This window comes from Sellimonas sp. (genome assembly GCF_047234585.1).
GTDB lineage: Bacteria > Bacillota > Clostridia > Lachnospirales > Lachnospiraceae > Sellimonas > Sellimonas caecigallum.
Genome location: NZ_JBKSWG010000011.1, coordinates 37,025 through 57,380, shown reverse-complemented (window position 1 = coordinate 57,380; position 20,356 = coordinate 37,025). Strand labels below are relative to the sequence as shown.

The window sequence follows — 20,356 nt, the reverse complement described above, 5'->3', positions numbered from 1 at the left end:
ATATGGAGAAGGAGAATAAGAATATCTGGCTGACGTACAGTGAAAAGGAGAAAGAAAAACTTCATAAAATCTGTGAATTATATAAATCCTGGCTGGATAGAGGGAAAACGGAAAGAGAATGTGTGGAACTAGCGGTAGAACTGGCAGAAAAGGCGGGATATCATAATCTTGAGGAATATCTGTCAGAAGAGAGACAAATCCAGAAAGGGGAAAAAATTTATGCTGTCTGCATGAAAAAATGTATTGTGCTCTTTAGAATGGGGGCGGATCCGATCTCGGCAGGCATGAATATTCTTGGCGCTCACATCGACTCTCCGAGAATTGATATAAAACAGAATCCGCTTTATGAAAAAGATGATTTTACATATCTGGACACACACTATTACGGAGGCATAAAAAAATACCAGTGGGTGACGCAGCCGTTAGCGCTTCATGGAGTGGTTGTCAAGAAAGACGGAAGCTGTGTGAATATCAGTATCGGCGAAAGAGAAGATGAGCCAGTATTTGTCATTACGGATCTGCTGGTCCATCTGGCTTCAAAGCAACTGGAAAAGAAAGCGGGAGAAGTCATCGAAGGAGAAAAACTGGATATCCTGGTTGGAAATTGTCCGATTGAACGGGATGAAAACTTGAAAGAAGAAAAAGAAACGGTGAAAGCTAATGTCCTGAAAATCCTGGAGGAAGCTTATGGGATTAGCGAAGAAGATTTTGCTTCTGCAGAACTGGAAATTGTACCGTCGGGAAAGGCAAGAGATATAGGATTTGACCGCAGTATGATACTGGCATACGGGCAGGACGACCGTATCTGTGCATTTACTTCTATCATGGCTATGTTGAGTGTAGAAGACAGCAGTCGTACGGCGTGCTGTCTGTTAGTGGACAAAGAGGAAATCGGAAGCGTCGGCGCGACAGGAATGCATTCCCGCTTTTTTGAAAATGTGGTAGCTGAGTTGATCGCTTTGACAGAAGGAGAGTCGGACATTAAGGTAAGAAGAGCGCTCGCAAATTCTAAAATGCTTTCTTCCGATGTGAGCGCGGCGTATGATCCGCAATTTGAAGAAGTATTTGAAAAGCGCAGCGCGGCCTATCTTGCGAAGGGGCTTGCATTTAATAAATTTACAGGAAGCCATGGTAAAAGTGGGTCCAATGACGCGAACGCCGAATATCTGGGAGAAATACGCCGAATCATGGAAGAAGCCGGGGCGGCGTACCAATTTGCGGAATTGGGCAAAGTAGATATCGGGGGCGGCGGTACGATCGCATATATTATGGCTAATTACGGCATGGACGTCGTTGATTCAGGCGTGGCGGTGCTGAACATGCACGCGCCGTATGAAGTGAGCAGCAAATCAGATATTTATCAGGCGGTGAAAGGTTATAAAGCATTTTTGAAGTGGAGATGTGAGGATGAAAAGAGAGGATAATATTTATCAGATATATGTGCAGATTCTGAAAGAAGAACTGGTTACAGCCATGGGATGTACGGAACCGATCGCGATTTCTTATGCGGCTGCAAGAGCAAGGGCGGTATTAGGGGAATTGCCGGAAAAGATTATTGTAAAGGCAAGCGGAAGCATTATTAAAAATGTAAAAAGCGTTGTTGTTCCGAATACCGGCGGTTTAAGAGGAATAGAGGCCGCAGCCGCGGCCGGCGTTGTCTGTGGAAATGAGAACAAAAAACTGGAAGTCCTTTCGGAGATAGAGTCGGAGGACATAGAGCGTATTAAAGGTTATTTGGGACAGGCAGATATCAAAGTTGAATATCAGGAGACAGGGCATACATTTGATTTGTCCGTATGTGTTTATAAGGAACATTCCCAGGCAAGCGTCAGGATTACGGATTATCATACCAATATTGTTCAGATAGAAAAGAACTGGGAACTCATCCGTGACGATTTGAAAGATGAGAAAATAGAAAAAGCGAACAGGGACGTTCTTTCCATGGAGAATATATGGGAATTTGTCCGATGTGCAGATATTGAGGATGTGAAAGAAACCCTGGATAAACAGATAGAATGCAATATGAAGATTGCCAGGGAAGGTATACGCGGAAATTATGGGGCAAATATCGGAAGTATACTGCTTAAAATGGAAGGTGATTCTGTGCAGGTACGCGCAAAAGCGATGGCAGCAGCCGGTTCTGATGCAAGAATGAACGGCTGCGGACTGCCGGTCGTGATCAATTCAGGAAGCGGCAATCAAGGCATTACCTGTTCTGTTCCGGTATTGGTTTATGGAGAAAGTCTGAACTGTGATATCGAGAAGATTTATCGGGCATTATTGTTGTCTAATCTTACGGCTATTTATATAAAAGCAGGAATCGGGACATTATCTGCATATTGCGGGGCGGTCAGCGCAGGCGCCGCCGCAGGAGCGGGAATCGCTTATCTGCATGGAGGAGGATATGAGGAAATCAAGCATACAGTCGTGAATGCGCTTGCAATTGTATCCGGCATTGTCTGTGACGGTGCAAAAGCGTCTTGCGCAGCGAAAATCGCATCATCTGTAGAAGCAGGAATTGTCGGTTATTATATGTATCTGAATGAACAGGAATTCTGCGCGGGGGAAGGAATTGTGGCGGAAGGAATCGATCGGACGATTGAAAATATAGGAATACTCGGCAAGGAAGGAATGAAAGAAACGAATAAGAAGATTATAGAGATGATGATAAAATGAAAAAGAACACCAGCGAAAAATTAATAAATTTATTGAGCGTTGTAGCCGGGAATGCAATATTGGCGCTTGCCGTGGTTGCTTTTATTGCTCCGGCAGGAATTCCGATGGGAGGAGCCACCGGCCTGGGAATTGCAGGAAATCATTTTTGGGGAATTCGGACTTCAATTATCGTCTTTAGCTTGAACAGTACATTGCTTATCATAGCATGGTTTATTCTGGGAAAAGGATTCGTAAAAAAACTTTATTGAGTACATTTATCTATCCCTTATTTCTTGAATTGTTACAGAAAATTCCAGGAATCACAACTATGACAGACAATATACTGTTGTCTGCCATTTTTGGAGGACTTCTTGTAGGCGTCAGCATGGGGATTGTGGTAAGGGTCGGAGGATCGACGGGAGGAACGGATATTATTGCCATGATAGCAAACAAAAAAACTTCCCTTTCAGTCGGCGTCATGGTGTATATGGTAGATTTTGTAGTTTTAGGCATACAGGCGTCTTTCTCTGATATGGAGCAAATACTTTATGGGATTATACTGACTCTTCTGGCAACGGTTGTGATTGATAAAGTTGTTCCCGATGGAAAGGTCTCTATGCAGGTGATGATTATTTCAAGAGAGTATAAAAAGATTCAGGAAAAAATATTGCAGGACATAGAAGCCGGAGTGACGCTTTTTCACATACAGACGGGATATAGCGGTGAAGAACAGAAAGGAGTTATGTGTGTAATTCCAAGACACAAACTATTTGTTTTGAAAGAGATGGTCTGTGAAACAGATCCGTTTGCGTTCCTTACCATTAATCAGATTAACGAGGTGAATGGTCAGGGATTTACCAGAGAACGTATTGCATATGAAGAACTCAAAAAGGAAATAATATAAACTCCGGGAGGTTCAAATGGCAGCATTTATTGCACCTGTCAAGATTTCTATCCTAAATCCATTTTAGGCTTCTTGTATCAAGATTTAATATCGGACTTTCTTCCGGTCTTTGACACCTTTTTGAAGAAAAAAGTCTCGTAAGCCGCTTAAACAGCTGGCTGCGAGACTTTTGTTGGTTTTACGAATGCACATTACACTATCTATTTTTTTGTCTGAGAGCAGATGTTTCTCATTTTTGCTATAGGTACGATCTGCTTGGATGTGCAAAAGCCAAATGCATCATGTAGAGCATCTGTCAGTTCTGTCCTTGTATAGACCGGTTGGTATCCCTTTCCTTCGTATTTCATAAAATCCATCTCCTGCAAGGTTGGCAGTATTTGATCTATGGTGTATCTATCAGCAAGCTTCTTCTCAAGATAGCGGTAGACAATAAGTGAAATAAAACAGGTTATAAAGTGGGCGAGAATGCGCTCCTTGCGATTCAGATATACTGGGCGTGCTTCGAAATCGGTTTTCATTATCCTGAAGCATTCCTCTATTTCCCAGCGCCGCTTGTTTGCTTTCACAATGCTTGAGATGCTTTCATCAAGGTTCGTACATACAGCATAGAAGCCATCGTATTTTTCTTCGTTCTCGATAATGGATTGATCGATATAACTGGAAGTTATCTCTGCTACTTCACCATCTTTTGTGGCATGGTCGGTTTTTATGAATCGCTTGGGATCGTTCTGTTTTTTCTTGCCGAAAGATGTATATCCGTCTTCTACGAGTTTTTTTGCACGCTTTATCTGACCTTCCCGTATGCGACGTTGGAAGTTGCGGTATTTTATGGAGTATGAGACGATCAGCTTTTGCTCGATGATTTCTTTTCTGTCGCCTTTATCGGTATGGATCAGGCCTTCTTCTTTTATCCATCTGGTTTTGTAGAAAATTTTATCCTTATCCTTCTCATCATCTAATTCGGAAATTTTATACTTTTTCCTGGAGCCGTCACCGTCGAGAAACGAATACCCGATTGGTGGCGGAAGACAACCCGGCGTCCGTACAGACAATAAACTTTGACAGCATTTTTTCTTCCAATGGTATCATAGTCATCTGTTCGTTTCTGTTACCGGGATAGATTGAAAATGAAATAGGGATGCCGTCCATATCCATGAAAAGTCCCATGCCTACGATTGGCAACGGCCTATTTTCCTTACTTTTGCCAAACTGCTTGTCGTCCTCGGCAGCATCGATTTCAAAATAGAAGTTCGTGCAATCATAGTAGATTACTTGTGTATTGCGTTTCTGGATGGCGGTACTGTTCTTAAAGAGACGGCTCTGGATATAATCTGACTCTTCAGCAATGACAGACAGTGCGCGATAAATGTCATGAAGCTCAAACGAGGGCTGTTCTATGAATCTTTTGGATTCATGGAAACTGCTCTTTTTTGAGGAAGGATAGAGAATCCTCGTATAGATAAGACGAGAGAGAATATCATTGAGGTCATACTCAAAAAGATGCCTGCTGGAGATTGCGCGGCATATTTTGTGTAAGCCGAGTTCATAATAAATGTCCTGAAGAAAAAGATAACCTCCATTGAAGCGTCTCTGTTCGTCCATGACAAGGTCCGTTCCGGCACAGAGTTCAATGTTGAATTTTGCAGAATCTTCTTTTTCTGCCTCATTCATCAGTCGGACTTGTTCTTTTGCCCATGCCTTGGCATCAGATACACCATATGTTTCACGTATGTATTTTTCGGAACCAAATGACTTAACAATTTGTGTCTTGTTTTTTCCATTAATTCTCACAGTCTTTACAGCGCTGTAGGTAGTTGAATATTTTCCGGTTGTCCATCCTAATCTCATAAGCCACCTCCTGTATATATTATAGTGGAATGGAATGGAACGTGTAAGTAAAAATAGAAAATTGACAAAAAAATAAAGCCATTACTGGATTTAAGGGAATCAGAATGAGATTGGACTGTCAAACTACCGAGACAATGAAGTAATGAAAAATAGTGAAAAAATAGTGTAATTTTAGTGAAAAAATGGGTTTCGTTAAAAGGAATGTTAAAAATATATCTCCATCATGCTAATTGATATCACCGTCATTTGATGGTAAAATGATGGAGATAATATTAAAATGAAGGAGATTTCGATGAGAAGTTTTGATTATATAAAAACTCCGGAGCAATTGCTAAAACCTGAAATTGTTCAGATGGTCGGAAGCATTCATGAGCATAAAGGTAAGCAGGAATTGTTCCTTGAAGCCAATATAGACGAATTGAAAACTCTGCTGGAAGTTGCTTTGATTCAAAGTACAGGGGCTTCTAACAGGATTGAAGGTATTTATACTACCGACAAACGTTTGGAAGAATTAGTAAGACAGAAAGCCGAACCACGTAACCGGTCTGAACAGGAAATATCCGGATACCGGGAAGTTCTTGCCACTATCCATGAAAGTTATGAGTATATTAATCCGAGACCCAATATTATTTTACAATTGCATCGGGATTTATACTCATATTCCGGAGGAAATGCTGGTGGAAATTATAAAAATTCGGATAATGTAATTGCAGAAACAGATGCAGAAGGTCATCAGAAAGCGCGTTTTATCCCGGTGCCGGCATTTCAGACTCCAGAAGCTATGAATGAACTTTGTATAAATTTTCTGGAAGCATGGGAAGCAGATCGAATAGATAAGTTGATTCTTATCCCTATGTTTATTCTTGACTTTCTGTGTATCCATCCATTTAATGATGGAAATGGGCGAATGAGCCGCCTGTTAACACTTCTTTTGTTTTATAAAGCCGGCTATATTGTCGGAAAGTATGTCAGTGTTGAAATGCTGATTGAAAAGACAAAAGAAACTTATTATGAGGCATTACAGGAAAGTTCCAATGGATGGCACGAAAATGAAAACAGTTATGAGCCATTTGTAAAATATTATCTGGGAATTATACTGAAAGCATACAGTGAGTTTGAGGGGCGTGTAGAGCACCTGAAAAACAGAAGCCTTTCAAAGCCGGATCGTATAAAGGCAGTGATTGATAATAAGGTAGGAAAAATTACCAAAAAAGAAATCATGGAGTTATGTCCGGATATAAGCAAGGTAACTGTAGAAAGGACCCTGACGGAACTGGTTAAAAGTGGATATATCGCAAAAGTAGGTGCCGGGCCGGCAACTGGATATGTTCGTATTTAAATCGGCTGTCGTGGTCGAAACACCATAGACAAATCAACAACAACGTTGTATAGTAATAATAGAAATCTGGTCAATTGAATATTGTTTATCATTCCCGCTTGTAAGGGGATGGTAGCCGGAAGATGATATCTGTCAGTAACAACAGAGCTTTCCCCGGATGTTAGCAGCTGCAAAGAATCTGCTAATTTTCAGGTCTTATCTGGTCTTGACAGAAAGGGTATTCAGATTACCAGAATTTGATTCGAAAATAAAAAAAGTCCTTGATAATAAAGGGCTAAACATATCAGTTCTTGACAGGGATTGACAGAACCACAGAGCTCTCCTAAGGATCAAGTGCAGGTTCGATTCCTGCAGGGGACGGCGATAAAAAACGGTAATGATGAGCGCAAAATGCGATTCATTGCCGTTTTTTCTTTTAAAACAGTCCCGGAATGAATGCGTGACATTCCGGGACTGGTATATGTCGGAAAATTTTCCAAGGTAATGATCTCCTCAGAGCTGATGTGGAAATCTATGTCAAATGAGAAGCGCCTTTTTTGGCTTTTTCCAGATCCTCTTTTGTGCACGATTCTGTGTCGTATCGTGCTTTCTCGTAAGCTTCGTGAAGCTGTGACAAAGACGGACTCTGGGTAAGATTGACAAAATCTTCGATTTGAGAAGGAGTAAAAGCTTTTGACAGTTTCTGCTTTGGAGCCATACGTCGTCTGACTGCACGAAAATATAATTTTCGGATACGGCCTTCCACACTCCGGTCAAAAAAACGAGGTTTTTCCCGGGAAACAGACCGAGAAATTTTGTCACGTTTCATTTTAGGAGAAACAAATTCCCGTACTTCCACCCCTGCAGCCTTCTCATGTGAGGTAATTTTCCGGTAAAGCATAAAGAGCAAAAGAATGAGAAAAGCTACCAATGCAAGGACACCGATGACAGTGAAAATGCGTTCCAGTATCTGTGCGAACAAAGAGACATCGCGGGGTTCAGATGGCCGGAAGGAAAAAGGATCCACATCCTCAGGAACGATCTCTTCTGCCGGCGAAGGATCCTTGCGGAAGATAAACTGCAGGATCCAGCGGGCTATCGCAGCGAAAAAACCTTTGATCGCATTCCAAATACCATGATAAGGCATATGGACGAACAGGAATATAAATCCTCCGGTCAGTATCAGGAAACCGGTAAGGAACAGAGTGTTGATCAGATAGATCTGCCGCTTAGGCACATGGGAAACATCCTTGTTCATTCTCATGTAGTGATAGATTCCCTTCTGATTTTGATGGATCAGCACAGAGAATATATCCAGGACAAATACAGCGTAGGCGTAGTCTGTAAACGCCGGATTTTTTGTAAAGTGCCTGGCAAGACAGAGGATGCCTGCCACGGCGAGAATCCCCAGATGGAGATAAAAAAGAGAATGACGGCAGTAAAATTGATACAATTTATTCAACATCTTATTCAATGCGTGACACCTCCCATCGGACAGCTGCAGCGTGTGGGCAGCGGTCAGGCAGAAATTCCATATCTTTATGCAGAGGGGCAATCCACTGAGACCCCTCAGACTGACGGCAGAGCTGGTCAAACGCCTGAAGAAGATTTTTCTTTTGCGAATAGGAGATCAGCAGATACAGATCAGAGCTGTGGGTGCCGTACAATTCTTCCGTGATCGAAAGCTCCATGTTACTAAGATTCTGTGAACAGTCACTGAGTCTTGCCAGCCCTTCCTTGATTGTGCGAATGTGGTGCACTCCGGCTCCGGCTGGAAAATTCAGTTCTTTTTTTGTTATGGCGTCAATCCCGTTGGAAATGAGCCTCACAGGGATCCCTTCTGCAAGAAGGAACTCCGCATAAGAAGCAGCAAGACGAATTGCCTCTTCGAACAGACGTTCGTAGCGCCAGCTTGTATCATCGTCAAGATTCAGGAAAATGGTAACCTGCTGACTGGCTGTATAATCGTGGACATTTACCATTAACTCCCCGGCTTTGGCGGAGGCTTTCCAGTTCACGTTCTTTAATGGGTCGTACTGCTGATAAGGGCGGATTCCTCGAAATTCAAACGGATCTTCAAAAGAAGCTCTCCGGGTAAGTATTGTCCCCATCATCTTGCGGAAAGGAGTTTTAAGCTTCGCGAAGGGAACCGGTTTCGGGTATACATACATGGCGGTATCGGAATCTCGGGAGACGATGGATTTGTCTGAATGGAACAAGTCATAGGAGATCAGATCCAGATCCCAAATCTTGTAGTAGCCACGTCTTGTTGCTGTGAATGGCAGGCTTCGAGATATCTTCTCGTAGGACATGACAGAGTAGATATCGTTTCGATAGTTGTTGTCTGTTGTGGCAGTATTTTCCGCCTCCTCAAATTTCAGCTTCCGGCTGACCGAAAATTTTACCTGAAGTGTGGTAAGAGGGAGAGCCTTGCGGTTGATGATGATTTCCTGGAGACAGGATGTATCTCCTTCATTGATAGCGTGATCCTGAAAAAGGATTTGGCATTCCAGACCCTTCATCCACAATTTTTTATAGTAGAGTGCCTGCAGCAGATACAGGAGAAATACTGCAAGCAAAGTAAGCACAATGACCATGTTATCTGCTCCATTCTTCCGTAGGTACTTCGGTTTTGTCCAGGATGTCCTCCAGAAAATGCTCGGAGGCACGTTCCATGATATGGCCGGCAGGGAAGACGATCCGGTGGGCAAGAACCGGGATGGCCAGTGTCTTGATGTCTTCCGGGACTACATATGTACGTCCCTGCACCATGGCATATGCGCGGACGGCCCGCAAAAGAGCCAGAGTACCTCGAGGACTTACCCCTCCCAGACAATCTCCGGAAGTTCGGGTAGCCTGGATGATTCTGGCGATATAGTCCATAAGGAAAGGATGAACGTTGATGTCCAGATAGTCCTTCTGAAGCTCGATGAGTTCTTCGGCTGTGCAGACAGAGTCAAGTTCTGTGAGAGGACTGGCTTTCAGGAAACGTTCCATAATGGTACATTCTTCCTGTATACTTGGAAGCCCCATGGAAAGCTGCATCAGAAAACGGTCCAGCTGTGCCTCGGGCAGAGGAAATGTGCCGGAAGTCTCGATGGGATTCTGAGTGGCGATGACAAAGAATGGGCGGTCCAGCGGATAAGTCACACCGTCCACGGTAACCTGCCGCTCTTCCATACATTCCAGAAGGGCAGACTGGGTTCTCGGCGTGGCGCGGTTGATCTCGTCAGCCAGAAGAATATTGCAGAATACAGGTCCTTTTCGGAATGTAAATTCTCCTTCTTTTTGATTATAATAGTTCAGACCGGTCACATCAGAAGGAAGCAGATCCGGTGTGAACTGGATGCGGCTGAAAGCGGCGTCGATAGAGCGGGACAAAGATTTTGCCATCACAGTTTTCCCAGAACCTGGGACGTCTTCCAGAAGGACGTGTCCCTCAGCGATAATAGCGGTAAGAATCAGATCTGTCAGTTTTTCTTTTCCCACCAGAACTTTTCCGATATTGTTCCGGATGGCATTGATTTTGTTATTGCGGGTTTCCGTGTTCATGTAAGTAACTCCTCGTTTTATTGATGTATATTCTCGATTGTCTATTATACAATATTTGTACCTATTTTTGAGCAAAATGGCATAATTTTTTTAAGAAAATAATCAACAATAGTGAATTTGTACAAGAACACTATTGAAAATATAGATACAGAGAGCTGCCATATCAGAATTATTGATTGGGTTTCCGAAAGGTTTTCATGTAATATGTAATTAAGTAAAAATTTTCGGAAAGGGAGATGAAAATGAGAAAGAAAATTTGGTCATGTGTCACAGCGTTAGTATTGTGTACCGCACTCTTTGTGTCAGGATGTGGAGGCTCCAATACAGAAAAAAAAGACACGGAAAAAGGAGCTGACGCGAAAAAAGAAGAATTGCATATCGCTATTTCTGCGAATCCGCCGTCTCTGGATCCGCAGTCTGTCAATTCGAATATTGTCGGTGGAATCGGAATTCATATATATGAACCGCTTTTTGCGATGAACGCAAATTATGAACCGACTCCGGTTTTGGCAGAATCGTATGAAGTGAGTAAAGACGGAAAAGAGTACACGATCAAGCTGCGACAGGGTGTAAAATTCCATAATGGAAAAGAGATGACAGCAGATGACGTCGTTGCTTCTATGAATCGGTGGGTAGAAGTTTCAGCCAAAGCCAATACTCTGATTGGTGGATCCGTGTTTGAAAAAGTCGATGATTACACGGTAAAATTGACGGTAAACGAACCGGCATCGGATATCATCATGATTCTGGCAGGGCCGATTCAGTTTGCGGCTATCTACCCGAAGGAAGTGGTGGAATCTGCGACAGCAGAGGGAATCAGCGAGTATATAGGAACAGGTCCGTACAAAGTTTCTGAATGGAAACAGGATCAGTACGTAGAGCTGGAACGTTATGATGAATATCAGCCGGCAGAAGGAGAAGCGAGTGGACTCGCCGGAAAGAAAGAGGCAGCTACGAAGACGATCGTATATGATGTAGTCACAGATGCATCCACACGTATTGCCGGGGTGCAGAGCGGACAGTACGATATTGCGGAGGAAATCCCTCTGGACAACTATGAGGAATTGGCAAAAGATACCTCTCTGAAACTGAATGTTGATAAGGGCGGAACACTGAATCTATTTCTTGATACAACAGAAGGAATCATGGCAAACCAGAAGGTACGTGAGGCGGCTCTTGCGGCGCTGAACTGTGAAGATATCATGCTTGCTGCATATGGAAATCCGGAGTTATATGAGTTAAATAATAGCTGGATGGATCCGACAGATACACAGTGGGGAACGGATGCAGGAAAAGAATTTTACAGCCAGAATGATACGGAAAAAGCTAAGGAGTTGTTGGCGGAATCTGGATATAATAACGAGAAAATCGTTCTCGTGACCACACCGGACTATGCAGAGATGTACAATGCGACACTTGTAGTACAGGAGCAGCTGAAAAAGGCAGGATTTAATGCCGAGGTCGAAAGCTACGATTTCAGTACTTTCATGGAGCACAGAGCAGACCCGAACCAGTTCGATATGTTTATCACAAGTAATTCCTACAACATGCTTCCTATTCAGCTGTCTGTACTGGACAGTGGATGGGCAGGACTGGACAGACCAGAAGTGTCCGAAGGCATTTCCAAGATCCGTGGTGCGGCATCGGATGAAGAAGCGGCGGCAGCATGGGGAGATATCCAGACATTCCTTTATGAGTACGGAGCTGCTACGGTGCTTGGACATTACACTGGCGTGAGTGCAATGGATGGCGGTGTAGAAGGTGTTGACTATCTGAGATTTAATATTTACTGGGGAGCAAGTGCTGCCGAATAAAGATTACAAAATGGCGGGGTGCAGATGCAGTCCGCCATTTCTGCTTGTAAAAAGGGAGGAGTACAGCACATATGTTGTCTTATATTTTAAAACGGATTTTATCGCTGATCCCTGTTTTGTTTGTCGTATCGTGTGTGGTTTTTCTGGTCGTATATATCATCCCAGGAGGGCCTGCTACGGCACTGCTTGGTCTGGAAGCAACACCGGATCAGATCGAGGCGCTCAATACAGAACTTGGATTTAACAGGCCATTCTTTGTACAGTATGCAGACTGGTTTGTAAATGTATTGAAGGGAGATTGGGGAACATCTTATTTCCTTCATCAGTCGGTGTTGGAGGCAATCGGAGAATATTTCCTTCCGACATTGAGTCTTGCCGTTTTGGCACAAATTTTTGCATTGATATTGTCGGTACCACTTGGAATACTTGCAGCCTATCGGAGAGGAACAGCACTTGATGTGACAGCCGTATCGGTATCTCTTGTGGGAGCAGCTTTGCCTGGTTTTTTGTTGAGTATGTTTTTAATGCTTCTTTTTGGCGTACATCTTCAGATTTTTCCAGTTGCAGGGTATGCTGGACTGGAGGAAGGGCTGGCGGAGCATTTGCGTTATCTCTTTTTGCCAGCGTTGTCACTTGGGATCGTCCAGGCAGCCTATCTCACAAGAATGACCAGATCTTCTCTACTGGAAGTGTTGTATAAGAATTTTATACAGACAGCCCGGGCAAAGGGCATTAAAGAGAGCAAAGTGGTGCTGAAATATGCACTCAAGAATGGAGCCCCTGTCATTCTTACAGCAGTGGGACAATCTTTTGGAAGCCTCATTGCGGGTACGATTGTGACGGAAACATTGTTCAATATTCCGGGGCTTGGCATGCTTACACTGACATCTATCAACAGAAGAGATGTGTTTGTGATCCAGGGGGTTGTTCTTTTTATAACATTACTGTATGTACTTGTAAATCTGGCGGTTGACATTCTGTATGGATTTGTAGATCCTAGACTTCGGCCGGGAAGGAAATAGGAGGGGCGAGATGAATTTGAGGAAAAGAAAAACTTCGGCGCTCAACCAGGCAATTTTCCGTGAGCAGCGGGAGATTAGAAAAGAGCGGCTTTTGGCCAGTCCAGCATTGATTATTGGGGCAGTGGGATTTTTGATTATTTTACTTTTGGCTGTTTTTGTACCATTATTAAATCTAACAGATCCAAACGCAATGGAAGTGGCGAACCGCCTGCAGCCGCCTAGCGGCAAATATCTGCTTGGAACGGATGAATTTGGACGAGATCTTTTTGTAAGAGTCATGTATGGGGCGAGAGTTTCCCTCTGGGTGGGAGGCTGTGTGGCTGTATTCTCATGTATTCTGGGAACGATCGTCGGTGTTTATGCCAGTTACTTTAAGGTGCTGGATCAGATTCTGATGAGGATATGTGACGGTTTGATCGCCATACCCGGCATTCTGTTGGCCATCGCGTTGATTGCGGCTCTTGGAACATCAAGCTGGAATGTGATTCTGGCGCTGACAATCGTATATACACCGAGTGTGGCAAGAACTGTCAGGGCAAGTGCTATGGTCATCCGGGAGCAGGCGTATGTGGAAGCGGCAAAAGTACAGGGATTTGGCAATTTGCGGATTTTGTGGAGAATGATTCTTCCGGGCGTCATTTCGCCATTGACAGTTCAAGCTTCGTTTATCTTTGCTCAGGCTATCATTTCAGAAGCCTCGTTGAGCTTTCTGGGGGCGGGGATTCCGGCGCCTGCCGCAAGCTGGGGAAACATGCTGGAAGCCAGCAAACTGGTATTCTCCAAAGCACCGTGGACGATGATTTGTCCTGGAGCAGCTGTCATTCTATGTGTGATGAGTCTGAACCTTTTGGGAGATGGACTCAGGGATTTCCTTGATCCAAGGGTAAAAGGGGGACAGAAAAAATGATGCAGGAAAACAAAAAAGAAATAGAATCTATGCAGGATCCGATTTTGGAAATACGGAATCTGAGAGTATTGTTTCCGGTTCATAAAAAATGGCTTCCGGCTGTGGATGGAGTCGATCTTACAATTCAGCCGGGGGAGATCACGGGAATAGTAGGAGAGTCCGGATCTGGAAAGAGTGTGATGTCTCAGTCGGTTCTTCGCCTGAGAGACCACGATACAGCTGTCCGCTACGAAGGAGAGATCCTCTTTGAAAAGGAAAATCTGTTAAAATGGTCTTTAAAACAGATGAGGAATATTCGGGGAAATCGAATCTCCGTTATTTTCCAGGATCCGTTGAATTCCCTGAGTCCGGTGCATACTGTAGAAAGCCAGCTTATGGAGGTTCTTATTCTTCATAAAAAAATTTCAAAAGAAGAGGCAAAGAAAAAAAGTGTGCAGATGCTGAAGATGATCGGTATTCCAAATCCGGAAAACTGTATGAAAAAATATCCCTTTGAATTGTCGGGAGGGATGCAGCAAAGAGTGATGATCGCTATTGCGCTTGCATGTGAGCCAAAGTTGCTGATTGCGGATGAGCCGACTACTGCGCTGGATGTGACGATTCAGGAACAGATCTTGTATCTGATTCAGGATCTCAACAAAAAGCTGGGAATGTCGATTTTGTTCATTACGCATGACCTGGGCGCGGTATCCAATCTTTGTCATAGCGTGAAAGTTATGTATTTGGGGCAGATTGTAGAAGATGCAAAAACGGAGGAATTGTTCACACATCCGCTGCATCCGTATACGAAGGGACTTCTGGCATGTATTCCTCATCTGGCAGTAGAAAGAAGAAAAGAGCTTCCGACCATACCCGGATCGGTACCGTCACTGTCTCATATACCAGAAGGATGCCATTTCTGCACAAGATGTCATGAAGCAGATGAAAGATGCAGGAAGATGCCGCCGCCAGTTGTGGAAGCAACACCGGGACACACTGTAAAATGCTGGAAATATGCAGAAGGCGGAAAGAAAAATGAGGTGGGAGTATGAGTCATTTGATTGAGATCAATGGGTTAAAGAAGACTTTTCCTGTGTACGGAAAGACGGGAAAGATATTTAGCCAGAAAGAATATATGTGTGCGGTGGATAATCTGTCTTTTTACATCGAAGAAGGGGAAACATACGGGTTAGTCGGAGAGTCTGGATGCGGTAAATCCACCACCGGACGTGCGATTGTCGGGCTAACGAAAGCGGATGGAGGATCTATTTTATATAAGGGAAAAGACTTGTGTAAACTAAATGACAAACAGTTTCGCCCATTGAGAAAAGAAATACAGATGGTATTCCAAAACGCACTTTCCGCGTTGAATCCAAGGAGAAGAATCGGTGATATTTTGGGAGAGATATTGGAGATCCATGGAATGAAAGATGCCGATGAAAGAAGAGAACAAGTGATAGAGACGCTGAAAAAGGTAGGTTTGTCGGAGGAGCATTATTTTCGGTTTCCGCATGAATTGTCGGGAGGACAGGTACAAAGGCTTGGAATTGCCAGTGCACTGATCATTGGGCCGAGGCTCATAGTATGTGATGAACCAGTGTCGGCTTTGGACGTGTCTATCCAGGCACAAATTTTAAATATGCTGATAGAGCTGCAAAAAGAACTTCGTATCAGTATGCTCTTTATTTCACATGACATTGGCGTCATCCGATTTATATCAGATAGAATCGGGGTAATGTATCTGGGGACCCTGACAGAAGAGGCGAGCACAGAAACTCTGTTTGCGAATCCGCTGCACCCATATACAAAGATGCTTTTCGATGCGGTACCCGATCCTTATATAACAAACAGAGAGTTTCATGCCTTGACTGGGGAGCAGCCGGTAAGGACCCAAGCTTTTCAGGGATGTGCATTTTATAACAGATGTCCATATGCGTCGGATCGATGCAAGATAGAAACACCAGAATTTAAAGAAGTGGAATCGGGGCATAAAGTAGCCTGCCATATGGTCAGTTAGAACAAGATTATCCCCGGATTCCGGATGCTTTTACAAGATCATAGATGGAAACAAAGCGGCACTCGGCATTGTAGGCAGCGCCGGTGCGGTACTGAATAGGAAGGAAGCCCGCCGTCCCATTGTGGATGCTGACTTCCTTTTCCAAATTTTGGAGGAGGGCAACACTTCGTTCATAGGAATTTCCATCTATGACAGCAAGAAATTTCCGGCCGCTTTTCCGCGCCAGAAAACATCCGTCAGGGGCAGCGTCTGAAAGAATGTCGGCAAACTCTCGAAAGAGGATGTCGCCTACATGTCGGCCGTAAGTGTGGTTTAGCGTATGGATATTCTCAAAAGAGATTGTGATGCAGGAGATGTCGTCTTTCAGAACAGTGCCGGAATATGTGGAAAGTCTATCCTGCAGGGATGATGGATCCGGAAGATTCGTAAGCCTGTCCAGACCAGCACAGTGTTCGGCCTCAGATAAAGAGGAAAGAAGACGGACAAGTGTGAATGCGTCACAGAGCAGAAAGCAGGCTGCCCCGATCAGCCATGCCCAAAAAAGAAAAAGGACAGGAATTGGTATAGAGAAAGTCGAGGTATGTACAGAAAGAGCAAACACGACGCAGAATGGAATTGTTATCGCACATTGTAAAATCTTATAAACAGGAAATTTTTTCATCTTCTTTTTTCCTCCTTCTTTGAAAACATGATTTGACGGTTTACGGATATTTATTAGGATTATAGGAAAAAAAGAAGAAAAATATGCGTTTATTAAAAAAGTTGCCCAGCATGTTGCTGGGCAGCTTTTGATCATTATGTTGCTATCTGTCCGGTAATGCTGCTATTTGGATCGGCGCTTTTTCTCAAAGAAAAGGACTCCTCCAATCACAACGATCAGGGCGATACCGATTGCGAAGATCCATATGATCGGCGAAGAGAGCAGCGTTTCTTTTTCCTGCAATTCTTGGCCGGACAGGTATGGAGCAACTTGAGAATCCTGAAGGACATTCATAACCTGCTCATAATTATAAAGCGTTGTATTTTCCAAACGTGCCTGCGGCATTTCTTCCAGCGCAGAGTAAGAGGATCCTAAGTCTTTCCAGTATTTTGCTTCTCCGTCAGCAAAACATAGAGCGATAGGATAATGAAGTCCTGGGATTCCGCCGATGAACACATGATCGTCTATCGGTGTTGTTTCTGTTTTCATCTGTTCTTTGTACGAATCTGTCGTATATGTCGCAACCTCAGTAATGCTCCATTTTCCTTCACTGGTATTGCTTTGTCCCACTTCCCCACCTGGCTGGATCTGAATATCCTGATTTGTCTCTCTTGCCACAGTCACAGAAAAGCTGGCGCCATCCAAAGATGCATCCACCGGGATGACCCATACGTAATTCTGGCTTTTTAAATAGGACATGATCTCATCCTGGGAAGTGAAAGACTGTTCTTCCAAATTGGTATCGACATAAATTTTAGAAGCGTTGTCATATTCGATCTCCGTATGAAAATCTTCTGGTATGTCCTGATCGATATAAATCATCTGTCCGATCCAGGTTACCATCTCTTCTTCCAGACTGCGGATCTGCGTATATTCCGGGCTGTCAGAAAGATTTTTCGTATCACTGGCGGAGGAATCTTCGGCGTGTGCGACACTTGCTGCAGACGTCAGGATAAATAGGCATGCAAGGAAAAAACTGAATTTTTTCTTCATCATGGACACCTCCTTTGTGACAATGCCTGTGCTTAGCGATCACTGGCATCAGGGTATACCGACGTGTTCTTCTACTTAAAATATAGCATGCAAAAAGAAAAAATACAAAAAAATCTTGACATCATTTTCTAGTATTGGAATGGAAAAGAGGACACAGGATGTTGATAACTATGTGGAAAGAGTGGATAACTCTGTGGACATGCGTAAAAATAGTAAGGTGAAACTTTGGATAAGATATGGAAAACATAAAACAGGTTTTCGACATAATAACGGGGAAAACGTGGAAGAAACAGAATGGAAACCAAAGGTGTGCAAAGATAGTTATCCACAGGCTGTAGAAAAATTGTCAAAAAGATGACAGAGTCAAGGAAAACTCTGAAAAACCAGATAAACAGGGGAGTTTGGGGATATTCGGCAAGAAAAATGTTTGGGGAGAAAAGGAGTTTCTGAAAAGTTATCCACAAATTATCCACAATATGTGCATAGATTTCCACGGGTTTTCCAAAGTGGAAGAAAAAGATGTGAAAAACGTGGAAAGGGCATGTTTTTTTCCACGCTCGTATGATACACTGTTAGGGATACGGGGAAAAGAGAAAAGGGAGGAAAATCAAAGAATGGAAGAGGAAAAACTGGAAGAGATCTTTGATTATTATAAAAAGCAGGATACAGTATCCAGCCAGGAGACGCTGGTGGCAATGCTCAGAGAGATACAGGAAGAAGAAGGATGCATTCCGGAAGATATTCAGATACGGATAGAGGAGGAGATCGGCGTCAAAAAATCTGTCTTGTCCTATATCATTAAGATGTATCCTAGTTTGAAAGCGGCTCCGTACCGGCACAGGATCGTGATCTGCAGTGGCGAACGCTGCAAAAATGCAGGGCAAAAAGAGATAATGGATTTTATTAAACAGGAAATTCAGATCGGAAAAGACGGTATCTCAAAAGATGGAAGGATCTGTATCTCTGTGCAGAATTGTCTGAAACACTGCCGGACATCTCCGAATATGATGATCGATGGAAAAGTTGTGGAGCACGTGACAGTGGACAAGATAAAGCAGATCATGAAAACACTTCGGTAAGAGCTGAAAACAATTACAAATGCAGAGAAGGAAGAATGAACATGATAAGGAAAAAGTGGAAAAAGGCTCTGGCTGTCCTTTTGGCAGCAGCGGCTGTACTGGGGTGCAGCCAGGGAACTGTAAAGGCGGAGGATCCGGAAGAAGAGGCAAAAAAGGCCTACGAACTTCCGGTACAGAGCGATGAGACGAAAGAGTGGCCGCAAGGCCCAAAAGTATATGGACAGTCGGCCATTTTGATAGATGCGGATACGGGTGCGATTCTCTATGAGAAGAATATGGACGATCGACATTATCCTGCCAGCATCACGAAGATCCTTACCGCGCTCCTGGCAGTGGAAAATGCAGATCTGAATGTGGATAAAGTGCTGTTTACAAAAGAGAGTGTGGATTTTCTGGAGCCTGGAGATGCGTATATAGCCATGCGGCCAGGAGAGGAGATCACGCTGAAGGATGCGATGTATGGGATGCTTCTCGCCTCGGCCAACGAAGTGTCTTATGCGATTGCAGAAAATGTCGGGAATAAGCTGCCTGGCGAGGGAACCGGATATGAGAAATTTATGGTTCGGATGGACGAAAGAGCAAAAGAGCTTGGGGCAAAGAATACCCATTTTGTCAATCCTCATGGACTGTTTGCGGAAGACCATTATACGACCGCATATGATATGGCGATGATTTCAAAAGAGCTGTTTCGTTATCCGGACGTGCTTCAGATCATGCAGACCGGGCAGTACGCCATCCCGCCGACCAATCTGGAAAAGGAACAGAGGATTTTTCAGCAGAAGCACCAGATGCTGGTAAAGATCAGCGATAAGTATTATGAATACTGTGTGGGCGGAAAAACAGGGTACACAGATGAGGCTGGAAATACCCTCGTTACGCTGGCGGACAACGGGAAAATGAGACTTGTCTGTGCGGAGATGGCGACGCGGGGAAATCATATTTACGATGATACAAAAAATATTCTGGAATATGGATTTCAGAACTTTTCGAAGCAGGAACTGCCTTCCTCTGTGACTGAGAAGATTGAAAAAGAGGGAAAGGTAAGCCTTTCCCAAAACAGTATGATGCAGGCGGCCCTTCCAAACGGGGCAAAGGCAGAAAATTTGGAATGGAAGGCGGAGAAAACGGACGACGGTACGCAGAATGTAAAAATCCAACTGACATACAACGGAAGAAAAGCAGGGGAGGTGTCCGGCGAAAAGCAGGAAGAGGACACAGGAAGCGGGAAAACAAAGAAGGAAACAAAGGGATGGACGTTCCGGCTTCCGGATCTTCCGAAGCTTCCGAAACTGGGCTTCCAAGTCGACTGGCGTATTGCGGCGGGGATCGGGGCAGGCGTCCTGGCACTGATCCTTCTCATCGTTTTTATCGTAAAAAGAAAGAGCAGGCGCAATTCCTTTATGCGGCACAGAAGAAAACGGATTGCCAAAGAGAGGAGAAAAGCCCGCCGGATAAACCGGAAAATCAAAAAGAATCGGTCAAGAACAAGGAAAAGGTGGTAAAATCACTTGACTGATCGGAAAAAAATAAAGTATAATAGCTAAGTATCATGTTAGAATAAATTGTAA

General features: G+C 43.8%; 18 protein-coding genes and 1 pseudogene. 12 read left to right on the top strand and 7 right to left on the bottom strand.

Going from position 1 to position 20,356, the window contains the following annotated elements:
• Positions 1–2 precede the first annotated feature (2 nt).
• From ACLROL_RS06120 to ACLROL_RS06105, 4 genes and pseudogenes are all read left to right on the top strand, one after another.
• Positions 3–1,424: an aminopeptidase gene (locus ACLROL_RS06120; protein WP_221919703.1), complete on the top strand. Its 1,422-nt coding sequence runs from the start codon at positions 3–5 to the stop codon at positions 1,422–1,424.
• Positions 1,408–2,676: a serine dehydratase subunit alpha family protein gene (locus ACLROL_RS06115; protein ID WP_413067485.1), complete on the top strand. Its 1,269-nt coding sequence runs from the start codon at positions 1,408–1,410 to the stop codon at positions 2,674–2,676. Before ACLROL_RS06120 ends, ACLROL_RS06115 begins: the two co-directional genes overlap by 17 nt.
• Positions 2,673–3,262: pseudogene (locus ACLROL_RS06110) on the top strand (YitT family protein); the annotation flags it as partial. The gene ACLROL_RS06115 and the pseudogene ACLROL_RS06110, both read left to right, overlap by 4 nt.
• Before the next feature lie 9 nt (positions 3,263–3,271).
• Positions 3,272–3,559: a YitT family protein gene (locus ACLROL_RS06105; RefSeq protein ID WP_413067505.1), complete on the top strand. Its 288-nt coding sequence runs from the start codon at positions 3,272–3,274 to the stop codon at positions 3,557–3,559.
• Between the two features lie 200 nt (positions 3,560–3,759).
• Here ACLROL_RS06105 and ACLROL_RS06100 read toward each other — a convergent pair whose 3' ends face one another.
• Both ACLROL_RS06100 and ACLROL_RS06095 read right to left on the bottom strand, forming a co-directional pair.
• Entirely contained in the window at positions 3,760–4,611 is an 852-nt protein-coding gene (locus ACLROL_RS06100) for a transposase (RefSeq protein WP_413067484.1), read from the bottom strand.
• Positions 4,550–5,407: a transposase gene (locus ACLROL_RS06095; RefSeq protein ID WP_413067483.1), complete on the bottom strand. Its 858-nt coding sequence runs from the start codon at positions 5,405–5,407 to the stop codon at positions 4,550–4,552. The genes ACLROL_RS06100 and ACLROL_RS06095 overlap by 62 nt, the downstream gene beginning before the upstream one ends.
• A gap of 277 nt (positions 5,408–5,684) precedes the next feature.
• Here ACLROL_RS06095 and ACLROL_RS06090 point away from each other — a divergent pair, with 277 nt between their 5' ends.
• A complete protein-coding gene (locus ACLROL_RS06090) occupies positions 5,685–6,746 on the top strand; it encodes a Fic family protein (RefSeq protein WP_204907366.1) in 1,062 nt (353 codons plus the stop codon).
• Between the two features lie 511 nt (positions 6,747–7,257).
• Here ACLROL_RS06090 and ACLROL_RS06085 read toward each other — a convergent pair.
• The 3 genes from ACLROL_RS06085 to ACLROL_RS06075 are packed head-to-tail and all read right to left on the bottom strand — an operon-like array spanning position 7,258 to position 10,277.
• Positions 7,258–8,199 carry a hypothetical protein gene (locus ACLROL_RS06085; protein ID WP_413067482.1) on the bottom strand — a complete coding sequence of 314 codons (942 nt, stop codon included), beginning with the start codon at positions 8,197–8,199 and terminating at the stop codon, positions 7,258–7,260.
• On the bottom strand, positions 8,192–9,322 hold the full coding sequence (locus ACLROL_RS06080) for a DUF58 domain-containing protein (RefSeq protein ID WP_413067481.1): 1,131 nt from the start codon (positions 9,320–9,322) through the stop codon (positions 8,192–8,194). The genes ACLROL_RS06085 and ACLROL_RS06080 overlap by 8 nt, the downstream gene beginning before the upstream one ends.
• A 1-nt stretch (position 9,323) precedes the next feature.
• Entirely contained in the window at positions 9,324–10,277 is a 954-nt protein-coding gene (locus ACLROL_RS06075) for an AAA family ATPase (protein WP_413067480.1), read from the bottom strand.
• Between the two features lie 242 nt (positions 10,278–10,519).
• Between ACLROL_RS06075 and ACLROL_RS06070 the strand changes: the two genes are divergently transcribed.
• From ACLROL_RS06070 to ACLROL_RS06050, 5 genes are all read left to right on the top strand, one after another.
• Positions 10,520–12,091, top strand: a complete 1,572-nt coding sequence (locus tag ACLROL_RS06070; protein WP_330625520.1) for an ABC transporter substrate-binding protein — start codon at positions 10,520–10,522, stop codon at positions 12,089–12,091.
• A 71-nt stretch (positions 12,092–12,162) separates the two neighbouring features.
• Positions 12,163–13,113, top strand: coding sequence for an ABC transporter permease (locus tag ACLROL_RS06065; RefSeq protein WP_087202161.1), 951 nt, complete (start codon positions 12,163–12,165; stop codon positions 13,111–13,113).
• Between the two features lie 10 nt (positions 13,114–13,123).
• Positions 13,124–14,020 (top strand): ABC transporter permease, encoded by an 897-nt coding sequence (locus ACLROL_RS06060; RefSeq protein ID WP_413067479.1) that lies wholly within the window; start codon positions 13,124–13,126, stop codon positions 14,018–14,020.
• Entirely contained in the window at positions 14,020–15,051 is a 1,032-nt protein-coding gene (locus tag ACLROL_RS06055; protein WP_246599148.1) for an ABC transporter ATP-binding protein, read from the top strand. The genes ACLROL_RS06060 and ACLROL_RS06055 overlap by 1 nt, the downstream gene beginning before the upstream one ends.
• The gene (locus tag ACLROL_RS06050) at positions 15,048–16,016 is read left to right on the top strand and encodes an ABC transporter ATP-binding protein (RefSeq protein WP_087202165.1); all 969 of its coding nucleotides are present in this window, start codon (positions 15,048–15,050) and stop codon (positions 16,014–16,016) included. The genes ACLROL_RS06055 and ACLROL_RS06050 overlap by 4 nt, the downstream gene beginning before the upstream one ends.
• 7 nt (positions 16,017–16,023) lie before the next feature.
• On the opposite strand, the gene ACLROL_RS06045 is transcribed toward ACLROL_RS06050, so the two are convergent.
• A complete protein-coding gene (locus ACLROL_RS06045) occupies positions 16,024–16,677 on the bottom strand; it encodes a diguanylate cyclase domain-containing protein (protein ID WP_158095406.1) in 654 nt (217 codons plus the stop codon).
• 162 nt (positions 16,678–16,839) lie between these two features.
• The gene (locus ACLROL_RS06040) at positions 16,840–17,712 is read right to left on the bottom strand and encodes a hypothetical protein (protein WP_413067478.1); all 873 of its coding nucleotides are present in this window, start codon (positions 17,710–17,712) and stop codon (positions 16,840–16,842) included.
• Positions 17,713–18,323: 611 nt separating this feature from the next.
• Here ACLROL_RS06040 and ACLROL_RS06035 point away from each other — a divergent pair.
• Both ACLROL_RS06035 and ACLROL_RS06030 read left to right on the top strand, forming a co-directional pair.
• On the top strand, positions 18,324–18,788 hold the full coding sequence (locus tag ACLROL_RS06035; protein WP_087202174.1) for an NAD(P)H-dependent oxidoreductase subunit E: 465 nt from the start codon (positions 18,324–18,326) through the stop codon (positions 18,786–18,788).
• 41 nt (positions 18,789–18,829) lie between these two features.
• A complete protein-coding gene (locus ACLROL_RS06030; protein WP_413067477.1) occupies positions 18,830–20,290 on the top strand; it encodes a D-alanyl-D-alanine carboxypeptidase family protein in 1,461 nt (486 codons plus the stop codon).
• Positions 20,291–20,356: the final 66 nt, after the last annotated feature.